21 protein-coding genes are annotated in these 21,158 nt (G+C 41.2%); all 21 read left to right on the forward strand.

Features of this window, described 5'->3' with window-relative positions; all coding sequences use genetic code 11:
- Positions 1-40: 40 nt before the first annotated feature.
- The 21 genes from J7E52_RS19375 to spoVT all read left to right on the forward strand — a co-directional run bounded on the left by J7E52_RS19375 (position 41) and on the right by spoVT (position 21,156).
- Positions 41-1,195 (forward strand): G5 and 3D domain-containing protein, encoded by a 1,155-nt coding sequence (locus tag J7E52_RS19375; RefSeq protein ID WP_286197915.1) that lies wholly within the window; start codon positions 41-43, stop codon positions 1,193-1,195.
- 251 nt (positions 1,196-1,446) lie between these two features.
- Complete coding sequence (gene rnmV / locus J7E52_RS19380; RefSeq protein WP_214750104.1) at positions 1,447-2,010, forward strand: ribonuclease M5; 564 nt, start codon at positions 1,447-1,449, stop codon at positions 2,008-2,010.
- Complete coding sequence (rsmA, locus tag J7E52_RS19385) at positions 2,003-2,881, forward strand: 16S rRNA (adenine(1518)-N(6)/adenine(1519)-N(6))-dimethyltransferase RsmA (protein WP_214750105.1); 879 nt, start codon at positions 2,003-2,005, stop codon at positions 2,879-2,881. The genes rnmV and rsmA overlap by 8 nt, the downstream gene beginning before the upstream one ends.
- 201 nt (positions 2,882-3,082) lie before the next feature.
- Positions 3,083-3,961 carry a sporulation peptidase YabG gene (gene yabG / locus J7E52_RS19390; RefSeq protein ID WP_214750106.1) on the forward strand — a complete coding sequence of 293 codons (879 nt, stop codon included), beginning with the start codon at positions 3,083-3,085 and terminating at the stop codon, positions 3,959-3,961.
- 313 nt (positions 3,962-4,274) lie between these two features.
- Positions 4,275-4,526 (forward strand): biofilm formation stimulator Veg, encoded by a 252-nt coding sequence (veg, locus tag J7E52_RS19395; RefSeq protein WP_061440325.1) that lies wholly within the window; start codon positions 4,275-4,277, stop codon positions 4,524-4,526.
- A gap of 151 nt (positions 4,527-4,677) precedes the next feature.
- Entirely contained in the window at positions 4,678-4,854 is a 177-nt protein-coding gene (locus J7E52_RS19400) for a small, acid-soluble spore protein, alpha/beta type (protein ID WP_034316340.1), read from the forward strand.
- Between the two features lie 323 nt (positions 4,855-5,177).
- Positions 5,178-6,047 (forward strand): 4-(cytidine 5'-diphospho)-2-C-methyl-D-erythritol kinase, encoded by an 870-nt coding sequence (ispE, locus tag J7E52_RS19405; RefSeq protein ID WP_214750107.1) that lies wholly within the window; start codon positions 5,178-5,180, stop codon positions 6,045-6,047.
- 61 nt (positions 6,048-6,108) lie between these two features.
- Positions 6,109-6,933: a pur operon repressor gene (gene purR / locus J7E52_RS19410; RefSeq protein ID WP_101225907.1), complete on the forward strand. Its 825-nt coding sequence runs from the start codon at positions 6,109-6,111 to the stop codon at positions 6,931-6,933.
- A 10-nt stretch (positions 6,934-6,943) separates the two neighbouring features.
- Positions 6,944-7,321, forward strand: a complete 378-nt coding sequence (locus tag J7E52_RS19415) for a RidA family protein (RefSeq protein WP_170971529.1) — start codon at positions 6,944-6,946, stop codon at positions 7,319-7,321.
- 193 nt (positions 7,322-7,514) lie between these two features.
- A complete protein-coding gene (gene spoVG, locus J7E52_RS19420; protein ID WP_034316332.1) occupies positions 7,515-7,811 on the forward strand; it encodes a septation regulator SpoVG in 297 nt (98 codons plus the stop codon).
- Between the two features lie 624 nt (positions 7,812-8,435).
- On the forward strand, positions 8,436-9,809 hold the full coding sequence (gene glmU / locus J7E52_RS19425; RefSeq protein WP_214750108.1) for a bifunctional UDP-N-acetylglucosamine diphosphorylase/glucosamine-1-phosphate N-acetyltransferase GlmU: 1,374 nt from the start codon (positions 8,436-8,438) through the stop codon (positions 9,807-9,809).
- 15 nt (positions 9,810-9,824) lie between these two features.
- A complete protein-coding gene (locus J7E52_RS19430) occupies positions 9,825-10,778 on the forward strand; it encodes a ribose-phosphate diphosphokinase (RefSeq protein ID WP_061440331.1) in 954 nt (317 codons plus the stop codon).
- A 308-nt stretch (positions 10,779-11,086) separates the two neighbouring features.
- Positions 11,087-12,067 (forward strand): sulfonate ABC transporter substrate-binding protein, encoded by a 981-nt coding sequence (locus tag J7E52_RS19435; RefSeq protein WP_214750109.1) that lies wholly within the window; start codon positions 11,087-11,089, stop codon positions 12,065-12,067.
- A 13-nt stretch (positions 12,068-12,080) separates the two neighbouring features.
- Positions 12,081-13,253 (forward strand): FMNH2-dependent alkanesulfonate monooxygenase, encoded by a 1,173-nt coding sequence (gene ssuD / locus J7E52_RS19440; RefSeq protein ID WP_214750110.1) that lies wholly within the window; start codon positions 12,081-12,083, stop codon positions 13,251-13,253.
- On the forward strand, positions 13,222-14,001 hold the full coding sequence (ssuC, locus tag J7E52_RS19445; RefSeq protein WP_214750111.1) for an aliphatic sulfonate ABC transporter permease SsuC: 780 nt from the start codon (positions 13,222-13,224) through the stop codon (positions 13,999-14,001). The genes ssuD and ssuC overlap by 32 nt, the downstream gene beginning before the upstream one ends.
- A 13-nt stretch (positions 14,002-14,014) precedes the next feature.
- Positions 14,015-14,767, forward strand: coding sequence for an ATP-binding cassette domain-containing protein (locus tag J7E52_RS19450; RefSeq protein WP_214750112.1), 753 nt, complete (start codon positions 14,015-14,017; stop codon positions 14,765-14,767).
- A 169-nt stretch (positions 14,768-14,936) separates the two neighbouring features.
- Positions 14,937-15,575 carry a 50S ribosomal protein L25/general stress protein Ctc gene (locus J7E52_RS19455; RefSeq protein ID WP_214750113.1) on the forward strand — a complete coding sequence of 213 codons (639 nt, stop codon included), beginning with the start codon at positions 14,937-14,939 and terminating at the stop codon, positions 15,573-15,575.
- Between the two features lie 260 nt (positions 15,576-15,835).
- Positions 15,836-16,396, forward strand: a complete 561-nt coding sequence (pth, locus tag J7E52_RS19460) for an aminoacyl-tRNA hydrolase (RefSeq protein ID WP_214750114.1) — start codon at positions 15,836-15,838, stop codon at positions 16,394-16,396.
- A gap of 105 nt (positions 16,397-16,501) precedes the next feature.
- Positions 16,502-16,732, forward strand: coding sequence for an anti-sigma-F factor Fin (fin, locus tag J7E52_RS19465; RefSeq protein ID WP_034316319.1), 231 nt, complete (start codon positions 16,502-16,504; stop codon positions 16,730-16,732).
- Positions 16,733-16,894: 162 nt separating this feature from the next.
- Entirely contained in the window at positions 16,895-20,431 is a 3,537-nt protein-coding gene (gene mfd / locus J7E52_RS19470; protein ID WP_214750115.1) for a transcription-repair coupling factor, read from the forward strand.
- A 188-nt stretch (positions 20,432-20,619) separates the two neighbouring features.
- Positions 20,620-21,156 (forward strand): stage V sporulation protein T, encoded by a 537-nt coding sequence (gene spoVT / locus J7E52_RS19475; protein WP_063574550.1) that lies wholly within the window; start codon positions 20,620-20,622, stop codon positions 21,154-21,156.
- The last annotated feature ends 2 nt before the right edge of the window (positions 21,157-21,158 follow it).

A 21,158-nucleotide genomic window follows, 5' to 3' on the forward strand; every position in this document is an offset into this window, starting at 1 on the left:
TATGAAAAACCTTATTCCCAAACCTTTTGGGAAGAAGAGAATGGCAATTGCCATTTGCAGTGCTATTCTTGTTTCTACAGCATTGGGAATACTAATATATCAAGGAACAAAGGATACAGTAACAATCATGCTAGACGGAAAAAAAGAGGTAGTGCGTACACACGCGGCTACTGTAAATGATATGTTGGAAGATTTAGAGATTACCGTTCAAGCCGCAGACTATGTCCATCCTTCAAGAGCCACAAAGGTTGATGATGATTTAGAGGTGGTTTGGGAGCCTGCACAAAAAATCGTAATGGTACAGGATGGTAAGACGGAGGAAGTTTGGTCCACTGCCGATACGGTAGATGAACTTTTAAAAGACCAAGATCTTAGTGTGAAGGAACAGGATAAGATCACCCCTTCAAAAAATACGAAGCTGAAAGCGAATATGGAAGTTGCCATAGACAAAGCCTTTTCACTGAAATTAGTGGTAGGCGGAGACGAAAAGCAGGTATGGTCAACTTCGACTACTGTCGCTGACTTTTTAAAGCAACAAGGGGTAAAACTCAATGATTTGGATCGAGTTGAGCCAGAATTAACCGAAAAAGTTGAAGCTGAGAATACGGTAAACGTAGTTCGAATTGAAAAAGTCACCGATGTAGTGGAAGAACCAGTTGACTTTGCTGTCATAACAAAAAAAGATGACTCTTTATCAAAAGGGAAAGAGAAAATTGTCAAAGAAGGAAAAGACGGACTCATTTCCAAGAAATATGAGGTTGTTAAAGAAAATGGCAAAGAGGTCAAAAGAGAATTACTTTCAGAAAAAGTAGTTAATAAAAAGCAGGATAAAGTTGTAACGGTCGGAACTCGAACGACGGTTGCCCAGGCATCACGCGGAGTAACTAACGTTAGTTCTTCAAGTGGAAAAGAAATATACGTATCATCAACAGCTTATACTGCCAGTTGTAAGGGCTGTTCCGGTGTCACGTCTACAGGCGTAGATCTTAAGAGTAATCCGGGTGCGAAGATCATTGCTGTCGATCCAAGCGTAATTCCTATGGGGTCGAAAGTATATGTAGATGGATACGGCTATGCTGTAGCTGCTGACAAAGGCGGAGCAATAAAGGGAAATAGGATTGACGTCTTCTTTTCCTCAAAAAATGATGCCTATCGTTGGGGTGTAAAGAGAGTAAAGGTTCGCGTATTGGACTAATAAGGTTTCTCTCGCAGGAGATGAATTCGTCTCCTGTTTTTTGCGTTTTATTTTCCATTTGTTGAAAAACCCTATGTAAAACTGTTTTAATAAGATAGACGTCTCACTATTCCATAAGATTTCAATTTATGCGTGTAAGCTTTCATAAATGATCTTGACTGATTCTCTATCCAGAAAAATTTTACGGGGGACCGGTAACGTTTATCCAAGAGCCAATCAAAGCGCTTGCGCTTTTCTGTATGGAGGAAACCATGAAAAAGATTAAAGAAATTATTGTTGTAGAAGGAAAAGACGATACGGTAGCTATAAAAAGGGCTGTTAATGCTGATACAATTGAAACCAACGGTTCTGCGGTGAATGAGTCCTGTATTGAGCAGGTGAGGCTTGCACAAAAGACGCGTGGAGCCATCATTTTCACAGACCCTGATTTTCCTGGTCAAAAAATCAGGAATATCATTTCAGAACAAGTAAAAGGCTGTAAACACGCCTTTTTAACGAAGGAGGAAGCCCTTCCTAAGTCAGGTAGAGGAATTGGTGTGGAACATGCTTCTCCTGAGGCAATTCGTAATGCTTTAAAGGATGCCCAATTAATGGATGAAGAGGCTTCAGAAGAGATTTCACAGCAGGATTTAATAGATGCAGGTTTAATCGGGGGATCCGGTGCCAAGGAACGAAGGGAAAAACTTGGATCTATTTTAAAAATCGGGTTTACCAATGGTAAACAGTTATATAAGAGACTAAAAATGTTCCAAATATCAACTGATGCTTTTGAGAAAGCGATGGTACAGATAATTCAGGAGGAAAAAAATGAATAAGGATATTGCAACCCCTGTCAGAACGAAAGAAATATTAAAGAAATACGGATTCTCCTTTAAAAAGAGCTTAGGCCAAAACTTTTTAATCGATACGAATATTTTGAAACGTATTGTCGAACATGCCAATTTGACAGAGGAAAGCGGCGCCATCGAAATTGGGCCGGGAATCGGGGCATTGACGGAACAACTGGCGAAAAGCAGCAAAAAGGTTGCGGCCTTTGAGATTGATCAGCGTCTACTGCCCATTTTATCGGATACACTGTCTCCCTATAACAATGTAAACATCATTCACGGCGATGTTCTCAAAGCTGATGTCAAGAAAGTAATCGAGGAGGAATTCGCTGGCTTCTCGGACCTGATGGTTGTTGCAAATCTGCCATACTATGTCACGACGCCGATCATTTTAAAGCTATTGTCCGAGGACCTGCCCATTAGAGGCATCGTGTGTATGCTGCAAAAGGAAGTGGCTGATCGAATTGCCGCAAAACCGGGGACAAAGGAATATGGTTCTTTATCCATTGCGATTCAATATTATACCGAAGCCGAAACAGTGATGATCGTACCCAAAACGGTATTCATGCCTCAGCCTAATGTTGATTCAGCTGTAATCCGCCTTACCTTGCGCGATAAGCCAATCGTCAAAGTCCTGGATGAGGATTTCTTATTCACTGTGACCCGGGCGAGCTTTGCACAGCGCCGGAAAACGATATTAAATAACTTAACCAGTCAGCTGCCGGATGGTAAATCGAAAAAAGAACTCATACTTGCCGCTCTCGAAGCCTCAGAAGTTGATCCTTCCAGACGAGGAGAAACACTGAGCATCAAAGAATTTGGCCGCTTAAGTGATGCGTTATTGCCGAATTTCAAATAAAGATAATGTGAAAGATTCAAGTCGGAATGGGGTCACTCCCAGCTTCCGGCTTTTTTCATTTTGAAATCGGACTGCCATGATGTAACGTACCCGAAAATGTATTCAATCCCCACCTTTCACCATTCAAGAATGGTTCGCATAACTTAAGAATGAAAATAAACTAGGGCGGGCTGAAAATAAGTCTTCTCATGGGGTGGGGCCATGAATATTCAAATAAACGATATTGTTGGTCGGGTTTCTTATAAATGCGACGTGTTGTTCCGGGTAATCGATATCCGTGATATTGACGGAAGGCGTGAAGCTATTCTTTATGGCGAAGATATCCGATTGATTGCAGATGCACCTTTTCAAGATTTAATGATCATTAATGATAATGAAAGAAATGATCGACAAAGGTCGAATGAGGTACTTCAAGAACAATCTTACCGCTTATTAACACAAGATCTAGAGCTGCAACAACAAAAAAATGGCTATCAATCGAGTAATGGCTATCGGTATAGCGGTGAATACTTTCAGATACCAGGGAGGGTCCTCCATGTTGATGGGGACGCATCTTACTTAAAGAAATGCATGGATCTATATCAGAAATTCGGTATACCGGTCAATGGCATCTATTGCAATGAAAAGGAAATGCCCCAAAGAATCGGGGGTTTGTTGGACCATTATCGGCCGGACATTCTTGTTGTCACCGGTCATGATGCCTATTCAAAATCAAAAGGACCGATGTCCGATATCAATGCCTACCGTCACTCAAAGGATTTTGTACAGACAGTTAGAGAAGCGCGAAGGAGGGTTTCTCATTTAGACCAACTGATTATATTTGCCGGGGCTTGTCAATCGCATTTTGAATCGCTAATCCAAGCGGGGGCAAATTTTGCAAGTTCTCCTTCCCGTGTTAATATACATGCTCTTGATCCGGTATATATCGTTGGAAAGATAAGCTTTACGCCATTTTCCGATCATATTCATGTATGGGATGTCCTTCGGAATACTTTAACGGGAGAAAAGGGGTTGGGAGGAATTGAGACAAAAGGGGTGTTACGGACCGGGTTGCCTTTCAAGCCATTTCAGGAAGAATGAACGAGCTGCATTTTGAAAGAATGCAGCTTGCTTTTGGTAGGGAAGAATTCGGATATTCTCGCAAAAAAACGGGTTTTTTGCTTGTTAATGGCACTAAGTAATAATTTAACTACGAAAATTCGGTTTAATAAATAATGAAATAGTTCGTTTACATAATTTTTCATTTCCCAGGATATAATAAAATTGTTCGCGATTTTGCCGAATTTCAAATAAAAATATATTGACTACATTTTTAAGTGCTGATATAATTTATTATTTTGTTTGCGTATATTTGTGAATTGTGATATACTTAACTTAGTGAGGTGGACCGAAAATGCCAAAAACTCTAGCTGATATTAAAACTGCACTTGATTCAAACCTAGGTAAAAGATTGCTCTTAAAAGCAAACGGTGGAAGAAGAAAGACTGTAGAACGATTTGGAACTTTGGCGGAAACTTATCCGGCTGTTTTTGTAATTGAGCTCGACCAAGATGAAAATGCGTTTGAAAGAGTATCTTACAGCTATGCGGATGTTTTAACGGAAACCGTAGAACTAACATTTTTAAACAAACAACAAGAGATTTAACTTAGACGAGGCAGCGAACAACTATGTTTGCTGCTTTTTGTTTTGTATAAAATACCCTGTGGGCCCCAATAAAGGCTTAAAAAGGATGTAATGAAATAGCGTATGATGCAAACACTAGGCATGTGACGGCATGTGAAAGGGGTTGCTTCGCTTGAGCAGGAAAAAAGGGATTATGTCAAATGATCTTAAAGAGGAATTGGCTAAAGAACTTGGATTTTACGATGTTGTCCAGAAAGAAGGCTGGGGAGGAATCCGGGCCAGGGACGCAGGGAACATGGTAAAACTTGCTATCGAAAAAGCACAACGTCAATTGGTGAACAAGGAGTAAGATAAAACACTTAATTGTATCATGCCGTCATGTTGAAAGTAGCCGGACTCTTTATACAATGTATAGCTATATTCATTTTTGCTTACATTGTAGTTAAGGAGTCTGGTTTTTTTATGTATCGGTGAATGCTATATGGATATGTAGCAAGTCTTTTGGGATGAAGGAAGTGGCTGCTCTCCCATGTACCTACATGTGTCTATTCTCCTCTAAAGGCCAATCTTCGCTTCCTTACATTGAAATTACGATGAAAAAACCTTTAGAATATAAACAAATATGATAGAATAGGACAAGAACTTTTAAGAACGTTAAAGTAGGTGGACATATTGAAGCTTATGGAAAAAGCCCCGGCTAAAATTAATTTGGCTTTGGATGTGCTTTTCAAACGGCCTGATGGGTATCATGAGGTGGAAATGATCATGACGACAGTCGACCTTGCCGATAGAATTGAACTAAAGGAAATAAAGGGAAATCATATTCAGATTCTATCCCATAATCGATTTGTTCCGGATGATCATCGGAATTTAGCTTATCAAGCCGCATTTATTCTAAAGGAACGTTTTGGGATCAATAAAGGTGTTTCTATAACAATAGAGAAAAATATACCTGTAGCAGCAGGACTTGCTGGTGGAAGCAGTGATGCCGCAGCTACCCTGAGAGGCTTAAATAGACTGTGGAAGCTTGGTCTTTCCATGGATGAACTTGCGGAAATAGGAGCTGAAATTGGCTCTGATGTTTCATTTTGTGTATATGGAGGTACGGCATTGGCAAGAGGGCGCGGGGAAAAAATCACGCATCTTCCTGCACCGCCAAAATGCTGGGTCATCTTGGCCAAACCGACGATCGGCGTTTCGACTGCTGATATATACAAAAGGCTCCAAACTTCAAAAATGGAGCATCCTGATGTACCTGGGATGATTTCGGCTATTATGGAGAACAATTATCACGCTGTATGTGATGGGTTGGGCAATGTTCTGGAACAGGTGACATTGCAGTTATACCCAGAGGTTGCGAACATTAAAGATCAAATGAAGACATTTGGTGCAGATTCGGTCTTGATGAGCGGAAGCGGTCCGACCGTTTTTGGTTTGGTGGAACATGATTCGCGCATGCAAAGAATTTATAATGGACTTCGCGGATTTTGTGATCAAGTCTATGCGGTCCGTTTACTTGGTGATCGAAACAATCTTGAATAGAAACGTACATTAGTGGTATAGTTGCTATATAATATTCGGAATTCACAAAGGGGGTGTCTCAATGAAATTTCGTCGCAGCGAGAGGCTAGTCGATATGACCAATTATTTATTAGAACATCCGGGGGAACTTGTTTCGCTGACTTATTTTGCTGAAAGGTATAGTTCGGCAAAGTCCTCGATCAGTGAAGATTTGACGATCATCAAAGATACCTTTGAACAGCGCGGGATAGGATCTTTAACAACCGTTCCAGGTGCGGCCGGTGGAGTGAAATATATTGTTTCCATCAAGGAAGAAGAAGCCAATGCCTTCATTGACGGATTATGCGATACGATCGCCAGTCCCGAAAGGTTGCTTCCTGGCGGTTATCTATATATGACAGACATATTAGGACATCCGCAAACCGTGAATAAGGTTGGAAGGATAATCGCTTCAATGTATGCCAAGAAAAATGTCTCAGTCATCATGACAATGGCAACCAAAGGGATATCATTAGCATACGCCGTGGCAAATTATTTGAATGTTCCAGTTGTCATTGTAAGAAGGAATAATAAAGTAACGGAAGGTTCTACAGTGAGCATCAATTATGTTTCTGGCTCTTCAAAGAGGATTCAGACTATGGTACTCTCTAAGAGAAGCTTGGTTGAGGGTTCGAATGTATTAATTGTAGACGATTTCATGAAGGCTGGGGGTACCATTAACGGTATGGTCAGTCTATTGGATGAATTTAAGGCAACAGTTGCCGGAATTGCGGTGCTGGTCGAATCCGAACATACGGAGGAGTGCCTTGTCGAGGACTATGTTTCATTAATCAAGTTGACGCAGGTGGTTGAAAGAGACAAGAAAATCAATGTCAGCCGAGGGAATTATTTTACGAAAAAGGAATAGGGGGAACCATTTGATGAAAACGATACATACGGATGAAGCACCGGCAGCGATCGGACCATATTCACAAGGCGTGATCGTGGATAAGTTATTTTTCAGTTCAGGACAGATCCCACTTACTGCTTCTGGTGAGATGGTGACAGGGAATGTCAAGGAACAAACACACCAGGTCTTTAAGAATCTCCAAGCTGTATTGAAAGAAGCTGGGGCTTCATTGGAAACTGTCATTAAGGCTACAGTATTCATTAAAAGTATGGACGATTTCGGTTCGATTAATGAAATATACGGAGAATATTTTTCTGCCCACAAACCTGCTCGCTCTTGTGTAGAGGTTGCTCGGCTTCCTAAAGATGCACTAGTGGAAATAGAAGTAGTAGCGCTCGTTAAATAAACGGGCGTTTTTTTTTATTTTTTAAGGGGAATTCGTAATGGGTAATTTTCTCGTAATAAAGGGTGATTTTTAGTATTTAAGAAAACTAGGCTGAATTTTCTAAAAAAATTACAGATAATAGAAGGAGTTCACGTTTTTTTGTTGAATATGTACTTTAAGTTTTAACAACAACAAAAAGGGATGGTGAGCTTAAATGGAAGTAACTGACGTAAGATTACGCCGTGTGAATACGGATGGTCGTATGAGAGCTATCGCATCAATTACACTGGATAATGAATTTGTGGTTCATGATATTCGTGTGATCGACGGAAACAATGGTTTATTTGTAGCTATGCCAAGTAAACGAACTCCAGATGGAGAATTCCGGGATATCGCTCATCCAATCAATTCCTCGACACGTGGGAAAATTCAAGAAGCTGTCTTGACAGAATATCATCGATTGGGAGAACTTGAAACTGAATTAGAGGAAGCTGGAGCAGGTGCTTCTTAAAATAACCTTACTTTTACACTTTAAATTTATAATTCGTGCATCTAGAGCCTACTTCATAAGTAGTGCTCTTTTTTATTTATTCAAAAACATGTAAGTTTAGAACTTGTCTGCTCATCATACAGACATTTGCTTTAATGAATTGTTAAACCTACGTTGTTTCTTCAAAATTTTAAGTACCCGTCCTTTTTATTTTTTAAACCTTTTTGATTGAAATTCATGTAAGTGGGATTAAGGGGCTGCCACTTACTCTAGCCATCCAGCTGAAGATGAAATGAACCGGTAACCTGATTTCGGAATGGGAGTTAACAAAGGGTGAAGTATGCCCAAATGGCTTGTACATAGGGCATGACGCAATCATGGCGGTGTTTTGGATAATGGGAGTGGCTGGTGTTATAAAGGGGAGGAGACATGGTTTCTGTTTCATGCTGTTAATGAAAATGACATCGACCATGATGTGAAATAATGCTCAAAGGTCCAATAATAACATTTGTAAGGCTGTCGGAAATCGAACTTTTTTCACCTGATCGGTTGACAATTATATGTACTTTTAATTGTTACCTTGAAAAGAATCACTATTTGAGATAATATTTTTAGTGGATAAAAAGGTGAAAATGGAGGCCTGTTATGAGTAATCGCTATGCAATAATATTGGCCGCTGGGCAAGGTACTAGGATGAAATCTAAGCTTTATAAGGTTTTGCACCCTGTTTGCGGGAAACCAATGGTACAACATGTTATCGATCAAGTCAATCAACTTCAAATAGAAGATATTGTAACAGTCATCGGCCATGGAGCTGAAAAGGTTCAAGAACAACTTGGTGATTCATGCAAGTATGCCTTACAAGAACAGCAATTAGGTACGGCACATGCGGTAATGCAAGCGGAAAGCGTTTTATCCGTAAAAAGTGGTACGACCCTTGTTATTTGCGGTGATACGCCTCTGATTAAAGCGGAAACGATGAAAGAGCTTATAGCATTGCATGAGCAAAGTCAGGCGAAAGCAACAATCTTAACAGCATATGCAGATAACCCTGCTGGCTATGGAAGGGTCCTTCGCGGTGAAGGCGGACTTGTAGAAAAAATCGTCGAGCATAAGGATGCCTCTGATGAAGAAAGATATGTTAAGGAAATAAATACCGGTACATATTGCTTCGATAATCAAGCATTGTTTAGCGCGCTGAAAAAGGTTTCAAATGAAAATGTCCAGGGGGAATATTACTTACCGGATGTTATTGAAATCTTAAAACAGGAAGGCGAAGTGGTGACGGCCTTCCAATCCAGTGATTTCGAAGAAACATTGGGTGTGAATGACCGTGTGGCTTTATCGCAGGCTGAGCAAGTTTTACGGAAACGCATCAATGAAACGCATATGAGGAATGGTGTAACGATCATCGATCCGCTTACTACGTTCATTGAAGCTGATGTACAAATCGGGCAGGATACAGTCATTAACCCTGGGTCATTCATTAAAGGAAAAAGTATTATCGGGCAGGATTGCTTAATTGGTCCGAATACGGAAATCAGTAATTGTGAAATTGGTGATGGAACGGAAGTCCTCCAATCGGTTGTACACGAAAGCAGTATTGGAAGTTTTGTAAAAATCGGTCCATTCGCACATGTTAGACCTCAATCTGATATTAAGGATTCCGTTAAGATTGGTAATTTTGTCGAAATTAAAAAGACCGTTTTTGGCAAAGGAAGCAAGGCCTCACATTTGAGTTATATTGGTGATGCAGAGGTTGGGGAGAATGTTAATATAGGCTGCGGATCTATTACCGTGAATTACGACGGTAAAAATAAATATTTGACGAAGATTGAAGACAATGTTTTCATAGGCTGCAATTCTAATCTAGTTGCACCTGTGACGGTAGGAGAAGGAGCATATGTAGCTGCTGGGTCAACCATCACGCATGATGTACCGCAGGAAGCACTATCCGTTGCTAGGGCTCGTCAAGTTAACAAAGAAGATTATGTCAAGAATTTGAAATTTAATAAATAACCGACGGAGGTCATCATGTCAAATCAGTATTTAGATCCTAATTTAAAAGTATTCTCTTTAAATTCAAACTTCGATTTAGCTCAGGAAATTGCTGCTGCAATCGGTGTTGAACTTGGAAAATGTAGCGTAACAAGTTTCAGTGACGGTGAAGTTCAGATTAATATTGAAGAAAGCATTCGTGGCTGTGACGTATACGTAATCCAATCAACAAGCCAACCAGTCAATGAAAATTTAATGGAACTTTTAATTATGATCGATGCTCTTAAACGTGCTTCAGCTAAAACGATCAATATTGTAATGCCATATTACGGTTATGCCCGACAAGATCGTAAAGCGCGTGCGCGTGAACCGATTACAGCTAAACTTGTCGCAAATCTTTTAGAAACGGCTGGTGCCCACCGTGTAATCACATTAGATCTTCACGCACCACAAATTCAAGGTTTCTTCGATATTCTGATCGATCACCTTGTTGCTGTTCCGATTTTAGCTGATTTCTTCAAGGAAAAAGATTTAAGTGATATCGTCATCGTTTCCCCAGATCATGGTGGTGTAACACGTGCCCGTAAAATGGCCGATCGCCTAAAAGCGCCGATCGCCATTATCGATAAGCGCCGCCCAAGACCGAACGTGGCTGAAGTCATGAACATCATTGGTAATATTGAAGGGAAGACAGCAATACTGATTGATGACATCATCGATACTGCAGGAACTATTACACTTGCGGCCAATGCCCTTGTGGAGAATGGCGCTAAAGCAGTGTACGCTTGTTGTACACACCCAGTCCTTTCAGGTCCTGCCATCGAAAGGATTCAAAATTCAACGATTAAGGAATTGGTCGTGACTAACTCGATTGCCCTATCTGAAGATAAGAAAATCGATAAAATTGTTGGACTTTCTGTAGCACCTTTGATTGCAGAGGCAATTATTCGTGTGCATGAGGAACAATCAGTCAGCACATTATTCGATTGATAACAAAATAAACGAAAACACGGCGGGCCTTCAGGCTCGCCGTATTTTCGTTGAAAAGTTTCAGAAAATATTTAATTCTTAGTTGACAGATGTGAATAGTAATAATAAAATGGCTATACAAATCCAATTAATATTGAATGAAAAACTGTACTAACGCAAATGCATACTGGTTAACGCCGATCGGACTACCGAAGGCTCCTTTTCACTTACCAATAGAACATTAGGCATCATTTTGCCCTATTGTCCTACTGGTGAAGGAAAGGAGCCTTTTATTTTTATATAAATAGTTTAAGAAGGGTGTGCAGAATATGAAGAAAAAACGAAAGATATGGCTGCTGTCCATCTTCAGCATCTTCATGCTGATAGTAAGTGCATGTGGGCAGGAAAAGAACAGTTCCACAAGTGCTGACGCAAAAGAATCAGATAAAACCATCCGAATCGGTTATCAAAAATTCGGGACATTAAATATTTTAAAATCAAAAGGGGATCTGGAAACACATTTAAAAGAAGTGGGATATACCGTCGATTGGACTGAATTCCCTGCAGGACCTCAGCTGCTTGAAGCCTTGAATGTCGGCAGCCTTGATTTTGGGCACACAGGGGAGGCACCGCCGATATTTGCACAGGCAGCCAAGGCTCCGCTTGTCTATATTGCCAATCAACCGGCAAACCCATCAGGTGAGGCTATAGTCGTACAAAAGGATTCACCCATTAAAAATGTGAAAGATTTAAAGGGAAAGAAGGTTGGTTTGAATAAAGGTTCCAATGTTCATTATCTATTGGTAAAAGCTTTAGAGGAAGCAGGACTTGCTCTTGATGATATTACCCCGGTTTACTTACCGCCGGCAGATGCGAGGGCTGCTTTTGAAGGAAACCAAATTGATGCCTGGGTAATATGGGATCCATTTTTATCAGCGGCGGAATTGGAACTTGAAACGAAAACGATCCGGGATGGAGAAGGACTGGTGGCGAATCGTGAATTCTTCTTGGCAACTGATTACTTTGCCGATAATGAAGAGGCTTTGAAGATTATCAAAGAAGAACTGACAAAGGCTGATAAATGGATTGAAGAGAACCCAAGAGATGTTGCTGAGTTTCTATCTCCGGAAATTGGCATGAGTGTTGAGGCATTGGAAAAAACACTAAATAGAAAAGAATATGGACTTGAGCAGATTTCCAATACCGTTTTGGATGATCAACAAAAGATTGCCGATACTTTTTACAATCTTAAATTAATCCCAAGCAAGATTAATATTCTGGATGCTTCAGCAGATCTTAAAAAACATTAAGGGGGAATTACAAATGAAAGTTTTTTGGTTTTTACCATCTCACGGGGAAAGTCGCTATTTAGGATCAACAAAGGGAGGACGAGCAATCACGCTTCCTTATTTAAAACAAATAGCACAGGCTGTCGATCATTTGGGATTTGAAGGAGCTTTGCTTCCGACGGGAAGGTCTTGTGAGGATGCATGGGTAGTGGGTTCTTCATTGATTTCCGCAACGGAAAGAATGAAATTTCTAGTTGCGATCCGACCAGGTTTAATGTCGCCAACCTTGGCTGCCAGGATGGCCTCGAGCTTCGACCGGCTGTCGAATGGACGACTCTTGATCAATGTAGTAACTGGAGGGGACCCGGTCGAATTGGCCGGTGATGGCGTATTTCTGGATCATAAGGAACGATATGGGCAAACAGATGAATTTCTTGATATCTGGAGAAAGGAAATGTCCGGGGGTAAAGTGGACTTTGAAGGGGAGCACCTAAAGGTCGAAGGCGGGGATATCCTGCTGCCACCTGTACAAAAACCGTACCCACCACTCTATTTCGGAGGTTCATCCGGTCCGGCCATCGATATATCAGGAAAGCATATTGATGTGTACTTGACCTGGGGTGAGCCCTTGGTGCAAGTTGCAGAAAAAATTGAAAAGGTACGTAAAAAGGCAGCAGAATATGGACGTGAGGTCAGGTTTGGCATAAGGATGCATGTCATTGTAAGAGAAACGGAAGAAGAAGCTTGGCAGGCAGCGGAGGAACTCATTAAATATGTGGATGACGAAATGATTGAAAATTCGCAAAAGATTTTCAAGAGATTTGATTCAGTGGGCCAGAAGCGGATGTCGCAACTCCATAACGGAAACAGGGATTCGCTTGAAATCAGCCCTAACCTATGGGCAGGTGTAGGTCTTGTGCGCGGGGGAGCCGGCACGGCACTAGTCGGGAGTGCAGAAAATGTTGCTGCCAGAATGAAGGAATATGAAGAAATCGGAATAGAATCCTTTGTTTTATCTGGATACCCTCATCTTGAAGAAGCGTACAGAGTTGCGGAATTATTATTCCCATTACTCCCTGTTGATCGGCTGCAAGGTCCCGTTTCAAAAGCTACGAGCCCATTCGGGGAAATACTGGCTAATGACCACTACCCTACAAAAGGAAGTGAAATTGAAGATGCAGAAAAAGTTAAACAAAAAGTTCAATAGGTTCCACCTCATATCATGGCTTGTGCCCATTCTCCTTTTGGCAACTTGGCAGCTGCTGTCTTTGTGGGGGATTTTGTCGGATCGGATATTGCCTGCCCCGACTGAAGTGTTTCAAGCAGCTGTCGCTTTATTGGGGACAGGTGAACTTATTGATTTCATCGGCATCAGTGCTCAGCGTGCCTTCATCGGCTTTTTAATAGGCGGGATCATTGGTTTTGTACTGGGTTTATTAAATGGATTATCATCCATTGCTGAAACCTTATTCGATACCTCGCTTCAGATGTTGCGTAACATTCCGCATTTAGCTTTAATACCGCTAGTGATTCTATGGTTTGGTATAGAAGAAGAAGCGAAAATCCTCCTTGTCGCTTTAGGGGTTCTGTTTCCTATCTATTTAAATACATTTCATGGAGTGAAATCGGTGGATAAGGGATTAATCGAAGCGGCGAGGGTTTATGGGTTAAGTGGTTTTTCTTTATTCTGGAATGTGATCCTCCCTGCAGCCTTTCCATCCATTTTGGTGGGTATCCGCTTCTCCCTTGGAATCATGTGGGTCACATTAATTGTCGCAGAAACAATATCCGCCAATTCCGGAATAGGATATATGGCCATGAATGCCCGGGAATTCATGAGGATGGATATTGTTGTTCTCAGTATTCTCTTATATGCCTTATTGGGGAAAATATCAGACGTTGCAGCCAAAATGATTGAAAAAAGATGCTTAAAGTGGCATTCATCATACCAATGAGGAGGTCATTTATATGAAAAATGGAAATTCGTTGGAGTTGCAGAGTGTAAGAAAGGACTTTGGCGAGTTTGAAGTATTAAAGGGAATGGACCTCACTTTTAAAAAAGGGGAATTCGTAGCCATTGTCGGTAAGAGTGGATGTGGAAAGAGCACATTGCTTCGTCTTGTGGCAGGACTGGAAAAGCCGACGGGCGGGCAGATACTGGTGAATGGAAAGCCATTGAATGGATTAAATAAATCGTCACGTACGATGTTTCAGGATGGAAGGCTTTTTCCTTGGAAAAAAATCCTTGAAAATATCGGTGTCGGCTTGAAAGGGGATTGGAAGCCAAAGGCAATGGAATTATTGGAGCAAGTGGGTCTTGCTGATCGGGTAAATGATTGGCCATCCGTTTTATCAGGGGGGCAGAAACAAAGGGTGGCATTAGCGAGGGCATTGGTGAACCAACCTGACATTCTCCTCTTGGATGAGCCGTTAGGGGCATTGGATGCTTTGACGAGAATTGGCATGCAAAGACTGATTGAGGAACTATGGAGAAAAAAGGACTTTACTGCCTTGCTTGTTACACATGATGTTGAAGAAGCCGTACTGCTTGCCGACCGTGTCATATTGATCGAAGAAGGCAAGGTTGTCATGAATAAGGAAATCAATCTGCCGAGACCACGGAAAAAGGATAGCATTCAATATTCATCACTAACAGCCCAAATTCTTAACCGGGTGATGCAAGTTGAGGTGGAAATGGAAAACAAAGCGATTCGCGCTTGAATTAGGGAAAAAATGAAAAAATATTTTGCGGCGAATTCCTATGTTTACCATATGTTTATTCTCTTCTTGCTCCCTTCGGATTTTACCTTTCATGTTTAATGATTCACCATTTAGGGAATTGTTAAATATAGAGAAACTTGTAAATTATATTTAGGAAGGCGGAGGATGTATGAGTAATATATTAGCTGCAAAAGAACGTACGGATTCAAAACACTCTAATTTAAGGAATTTGAGAGAAAGCGGCGAAATCCCTGCGATAGTATATGGCAATAAAAGTGACAGTACGGCCATTTCAGTCAATAATATTGAGCTTCAAAAGACAATCAAGGAAATAGGCCGCAATGGCATCATTTCTTTGGACTTGGAAGGTAAGAGTTATAAAGTCATGCTCTCTGACTACCAAAAGGATCCAATAAAGAACTCCATTTATCATGCAGATTTTTTAATTGTAGATATGTCCGCCCAATTACAGGCACAAGTTCGCGTTAACCTTGTCGGTGTTTGTAAAGGCGTGAAAGACGGCGGTGTCCTTCAGCAGTCTCTTCATGAAGTGACGGTTACGGCTAAACCTAATGACATTCCTGACTCCATCGATGTTGACGTTACCGAACTTCAGGTAGGAGATACAATCTACATATCCGATATCCAAACGAATAAGCAAGTTAAAATCGACAACGATGGTGAAGAAGTCGTTGCATCTGTTTTGGCTCCTCGTCAGGAAGAGGAAATAAGTACAGGTGAACAGCAGGATGGCGGTATCCCTGAAAATGAAGAAGGCAGGGAAACCAAGGCATCACCAGAGTCATGATGCCGGGATTAAACAAGTGAATCGTGATATAATAGACGTAGCTCTTTACGAGTTACGTCTTTTCAATCTAGGGGTGCATCCATTTATACCGGACCATTTTTTTGCAATGGATTCCTTTAATTGGGATTTTTCCTAATTAGTTCTCCGGTCGCTTGCAGGCCAGCTTGAAATTAGGGTACTATTTTTCTAAGGTCAATGATCTTGGAAAAACTTCGTCCCACCGTAACTCCCTAAATAACCGTAATGACGGAGTGTGAATCATGAAAATTATTGTAGGGTTAGGGAACCCAGGTAAACAATATGAAAAAACTCGGCATAACGTCGGATTTGAAGTAATAGATGAGTTATCCAAAAGATGGTCGATTCCACTTGATCAAGCAAAACATAAGGGAATCTATGGTGTAGGAATGGTAAAGGGAGAAAAAGTTTTATTGCTTAAACCCTTAACCTACATGAATTTGTCAGGAGAATCCATTTCGGCTGTCATGCATTTCTTTAAGGTGGATATCGCGGATGTTGTCATTATATATGATGACCTTGATTTGCCACCAGGGAAGCTTCGCCTTCGTCAAAAAGGAAGTGCAGGCGGCCATAATGGGATAAAATCTTCAATTGCGCATTTGGGTACGCAAGAATTCAATCGAATCAGAATAGGCATTGGCCGCCCGATTGGCCGTATTCCGGTATCTGACTATGTGTTAGGGCGTTTTTCGCCTGAAGAATGGGATCATGTCGGTGCAATGATCGAAAAAAGCGCTGCTTCTTGTGAAGCCTGGTTGGAAAAACCATTTATACAGGTCATGAACGAATATAACCAATAAGCAGAGAGTAGATATAAGTAAAGAATAATATCTTCCTGTTTCGCTGAATAAAAACCCTCTACTTTTGTACATACTAACACTATTACTAAAATAGGGGGTTACCGAATGGCTCTCCATTATCGATGCCGACATTGCGGAACTAAGCTGGGCTCAATAGAGGCACACTCACTGAGTACGGAGCAGTTAGGTTTTAATCAACTTACCGATGAAGAGCGACAAGAGATGATCGTTTATGATTCTGAAGGGGATATGCATGTAAGGGCGATATGTGAAGACTGTCATGAATCGCTGCAAAGAAACCCTGATTTATATGAAAACGATTATATTATTCATTAGCGGGAGAGGGCTTTGGACAAAATCCAAAGCATTTTTCCGTTTTTCTGGAATACCAAGGGCACATAAAATTGCCGTTAATAAAAAGGACGCTTGGTGAAATGGCCAAGTTCTAATACAAGGATTTCAAATGGTTTTCGCACGTTAAGAGAGGGGGGGAAGAAAATGAATGGATTACAGAACTTGTTCTCCAAACAAGATGATGTTCATTCGTTAATAGCCGGCATCGATGAAGGACTTAAGGAGCAAATCGTCTCTGGTCTGACAGGTTCCTCGAGATCACTATTGCTGGCTTCCGTATATGAAAAGACGAATAGGCCTATTTTGCTAGTCACCCATAATTTATTGCAAGCACAAAAATTCCATGAGGACTTATCCAGTTTCATTCCCGAGGAAGAATTATATATATATCCAGCCAATGAATTGATTGCGGCTGATTTGAGTGTAGCCAGCCCGGAATTAAGGGCCCAACGTGTAGAGGCATTGAACTTTTGGGCGGAGGGAAAGAAAGGGATTGTCATTGCGCCAATTCCCGGGGTTCGTCGTGTGCTTCCTCCAAAGGATATATGGAAGAGGCATCAGCTAGCGTTTAATTTAGGGGAAGACATCGAGCTTGAACCAACGCTCAATAAGTTCATTGCCATGGGGTATAACCGGTCTGAAATGGTTGCTTCTCCAGGTGAATTCAGTATCAGGGGCGGCATCATCGATATTTATCCGATCACCGAACCTAATCCAATACGAATTGAATTATTCGATACCGAAATAGATTCAATAAGGACTTTTTCAAGCGAAGATCAGCGATCTATCGAGAAACTCAAGAAAGTGACGATCGGTCCCGTCAGTGAGGCTTTGCTAGAGACGGAGCATATCGAAAGAATCATAACAAGGCTCGAGAGCGGATTAAGTAAAAGCTTGAAGAAACTTAAAGATGAGAAAACAAAGGAACAGCTGGTTCAAACGATCAGTTATGAGCTTGAACAGCTGAAAATGGGGAATAAACCCGACAAAATCTTTAAATACTTAAGTTTAGCGTATGAAGATCCAGCTAGTTTAATAGATTATTTACCGGTAAATGGTTTGGTTTTCTTGGATGAAATCAGTAGAATCCAGGAAATCAATGATTCTTTGGAAAAGGAAGAGGCTGGTTGGTACACGGACCTTTTAAGTCAGGGACAAATTATCCATGACATAAAATTGGCTCATCCCATGCAGGAATTAATAATGAAATCCAGCAGGCCGTTTGTATACCTTTCATTGTTTTTACGGCATGTGCCGCATACGAATCCTCAGAATATCCTGAATTTTGCCAGTAAACAAATGCAAAATTTCCACGGACAGATGAATGTGTTCAAAGCTGAACTGGAACGTTGGAAAAAAGGAAAATACACAGTCGTCATACTTGGACAGGATGAAGAACGGGTAAAAAAGCTGCATTCAGTTTTAGCCGATTATGATATAGAGGCCGCTGAACTGTTTAATGCGAACAGCATCCTTCCCGGTAAAGTACAGATTTTACGCGGCAGTCTGAATAGCGGCTTTGAATTGCCTATGCAAAAATTCAGTATCATTACGGAAACGGAATTGTTTAATAAGAAATCAAAGAAATCGATACGGAGACAGAAACTATCGAATGCGGAGCGAATCAAGAGTTATTCCGAACTGAAGATCGGTGATTATGTCGTTCATGTTAACCACGGTATCGGTAAATACTTGGGTATTGAGACCCTTACGATAAATGGGGTCCATAAAGATTACCTGAATATCCGTTATCAAGCGGATGACAAATTGTATGTTCCTGTCGACCAGATTGATCTTGTCCAAAAATATGTCGGTTCTGAAGGAAAGGAGCCGAAGCTTTATAAGCTCGGCGGAACGGAATGGAAACGTGTCAAAAGTAAGGTCCAATCATCCGTTGAGAACATTGCCGATGATTTAATCAAGCTGTACGCAGAAAGAGAAGCGGCAAAGGGCTATGCCTTTTCACCTGATGGTGACATGCAGAGAGAATTCGAAACATCATTCGCTTATAACGAAACGGAAGATCAATTACGTTCCATAGTCGAAATCAAAAAGGATATGGAACGGGAACGGCCGATGGATCGTTTATTATGCGGCGATGTTGGATATGGGAAGACCGAGGTGGCCATCCGGGCCGCTTTTAAAGCCATAATGGATGGCAAACAAGTTGCATTCCTGGTTCCGACCACAATCCTCGCCCAGCAGCATTATGAAACATTAAGGGAGCGTTTTCAGGATTATCCGATTTCGATTGGTCTTATGAGCCGTTTCCGGACTAAAAAACAGCAAACGGAGACGATTAAAGGATTGAAGGCCGGCACGGTGGATATTGTGGTTGGCACGCATAGGATTTTATCCAAAGATATCGTGTACCGCGATTTGGGACTGCTTATCATTGATGAAGAACAGCGCTTTGGCGTTACACATAAGGAAAAGATCAAACGGTTAAAGACTAATGTCGATGTACTGACTTTGACTGCGACGCCGATTCCAAGGACCCTTCATATGTCGATGTTGGGCGTGAGGGATTTGTCCGTCATCGAAACGCCGCCTGAGAACCGGTTCCCAATCCAAACTTATGTCATGGAGTATAATGGCTCGTTGGTAACGGAAGCGATAGAACGGGAATTGGCCAGGGATGGTCAGGTTTATTTCCTTTACAATCGGGTAGAGGATATAGCAAGAAAAGCAGAAGAAATTTCCATGCTGGTGCCCGATGCCCGTGTCACCTATGCTCATGGGCAAATGACAGAGCAAGAACTGGAAGCCGTCATGTTCGGCTTTTTAGAAGGCGAATATGATGTTTTGGTAAGTACAACCATTATAGAGACGGGTGTTGATATCCCGAATGTCAATACGCTTATAGTGAATGAAGCGGATAGAATGGGACTTTCACAGCTCTATCAGCTGCGTGGCCGTGTAGGGCGATCCAATCGAGTGGCATATGCATTCTTCACTTATAGGAAAGATAAAGTGTTGACGGAAGTGGCAGAAAAACGACTTCAGTCCATTAAGGAATTTACAGAATTGGGTTCAGGGTTCAAAATCGCGATGCGTGATTTATCCATCAGGGGAGCTGGAAACATTTTAGGGGCTCAACAACATGGCTTCATCGATTCAGTTGGTTTTGATCTGTATTCACAAATGTTGAAAGAAGCGGTAGATGCGAAACGTAATGACCAACCAGCCGAAGAAAAGAACACCCTTGAAATTGACGTTGAAGTGGATGCTTATATCCCTGATGCCTACATAATGGATGGACATCAGAAAATAGAAATGTATAAAAGGTTCAGAGGTATTGCTTCTCTTGAAGAAGTGGAAGAATTACAGGATGAAATGATTGATCGTTTCGGAGAGTATCCAGAAGAAGTTTCCTATTTATTCTTGATTGCCGAAATGAAGGTATATGCTGAAAAGGCCGGGATTGAAAGCATTAAACAATTAAAGCAGGAAATCAGCATTACCCTCAGGGAAAAGGTCAGCAGCGATGTGGATGGACAAAAGGTGTTCGAGCTGGGATCGAAGTATGGCCGTATGGTCGGCTTCGGCATGGACGGCAACCGAATGAAGCTGGTCCTGCACATAAAAGGCGTAGAACAAAGCAAATGGCTTAACATCTTATTTGAGATGACCAAGGGTTTACAGTATGTAAAAAAAGAGACGCAAGCCACAAAAAACTAAAATTGAATGATTGTCCTCGTGAAGAAATTTTTTTAGGTACCATGGTAAAAAAATGCAACAAAAAGAAAAATTTTTTCAAAGTGCATAGAACTTACCATTAGAAAAATACTAAGTACAATAGCTGGTGATGATTTTGCTACAAAATGAGGATTTATCAAATCAATTAGATGAAAGTGAGGCAACATTAGATGAAAGCAACTGGTATCGTTCGCCGAATTGATGATTTAGGAAGAGTCGTCATCCCGAAAGAAATTCGCAGGACCCTCCGTATCCGTGAAGGAGATCCACTGGAAATATTTGTGGATAGAGATGGAGAAGTCATTCTTAAGAAATACTCTCCTATTAGTGAATTAGGCGATTTTGCAAGGGAATATGCAGAAGCTCTTTATGATAGCCTTGGAAACCCAGTTATGATTTGTGACAGGGATACTTACATTGCAGTGGCAGGCGGCTCCAAAAAAGAATACTTAAATAAAAGTGTTAGTGAACTAGTGGAAAAAATCATGGAAGAAAGAAATCCTGTCCTGGAGTCTCCAAACGGACAAGTTTCATTCGTTGATTCCAATGATGAAGAGGTCCAATCTTATACTGCAGCTCCAATCATTGCGAGTGGCGACCCGATTGGTGCCGTCTTGATTTTCTCTAAAGATAGTACCATTGGTGAAGTGGAACAGAAATCGGTTGAAACAGCAGCAAGCTTCCTAGCTAGACAAATGGAACAGTAACC

Source organism: Bacillus sp. ISL-34, from assembly GCF_018613325.1.
Lineage (GTDB): Bacteria > Bacillota > Bacilli > Bacillales > DSM-1321 > Peribacillus.

Excerpts from the sequence above, each read along its gene's own strand:
- spoVT (WP_063574550.1), top strand. The coding sequence starts at position 20,620 with ATGAAAGCAACTGGTATCGTTCGCCGAATTGATGATTTAGGAAGAGTC.
- ssuD (WP_214750110.1), top strand. The coding sequence starts at position 12,081 with ATGAAAGTTTTTTGGTTTTTACCATCTCACGGGGAAAGTCGCTATTTA.
- mfd (WP_214750115.1), top strand. The coding sequence starts at position 16,895 with ATGAATGGATTACAGAACTTGTTCTCCAAACAAGATGATGTTCATTCG.
- ssuC (WP_214750111.1), top strand. The coding sequence starts at position 13,222 with ATGCAGAAAAAGTTAAACAAAAAGTTCAATAGGTTCCACCTCATATCA.
- purR (WP_101225907.1), top strand. The coding sequence starts at position 6,109 with ATGAAATTTCGTCGCAGCGAGAGGCTAGTCGATATGACCAATTATTTA.
- rsmA (WP_214750105.1), top strand. The coding sequence starts at position 2,003 with ATGAATAAGGATATTGCAACCCCTGTCAGAACGAAAGAAATATTAAAG.
- J7E52_RS19435 (WP_214750109.1), top strand. The coding sequence starts at position 11,087 with ATGAAGAAAAAACGAAAGATATGGCTGCTGTCCATCTTCAGCATCTTC.
- J7E52_RS19450 (WP_214750112.1), top strand. The coding sequence starts at position 14,015 with ATGAAAAATGGAAATTCGTTGGAGTTGCAGAGTGTAAGAAAGGACTTT.
- fin (WP_034316319.1), top strand. The coding sequence starts at position 16,502 with ATGGCTCTCCATTATCGATGCCGACATTGCGGAACTAAGCTGGGCTCA.
- yabG (WP_214750106.1), top strand. The coding sequence starts at position 3,083 with ATGAATATTCAAATAAACGATATTGTTGGTCGGGTTTCTTATAAATGC.
- pth (WP_214750114.1), top strand. The coding sequence starts at position 15,836 with ATGAAAATTATTGTAGGGTTAGGGAACCCAGGTAAACAATATGAAAAA.
- J7E52_RS19375 (WP_286197915.1), top strand. The coding sequence starts at position 41 with ATGGCAATTGCCATTTGCAGTGCTATTCTTGTTTCTACAGCATTGGGA.
- glmU (WP_214750108.1), top strand. The coding sequence starts at position 8,436 with ATGAGTAATCGCTATGCAATAATATTGGCCGCTGGGCAAGGTACTAGG.
- J7E52_RS19455 (WP_214750113.1), top strand. The coding sequence starts at position 14,937 with ATGAGTAATATATTAGCTGCAAAAGAACGTACGGATTCAAAACACTCT.
- rnmV (WP_214750104.1), top strand. The coding sequence starts at position 1,447 with ATGAAAAAGATTAAAGAAATTATTGTTGTAGAAGGAAAAGACGATACG.
- J7E52_RS19430 (WP_061440331.1), top strand. The coding sequence starts at position 9,825 with ATGTCAAATCAGTATTTAGATCCTAATTTAAAAGTATTCTCTTTAAAT.
- spoVG (WP_034316332.1), top strand. The coding sequence starts at position 7,515 with ATGGAAGTAACTGACGTAAGATTACGCCGTGTGAATACGGATGGTCGT.
- veg (WP_061440325.1), top strand. The coding sequence starts at position 4,275 with ATGCCAAAAACTCTAGCTGATATTAAAACTGCACTTGATTCAAACCTA.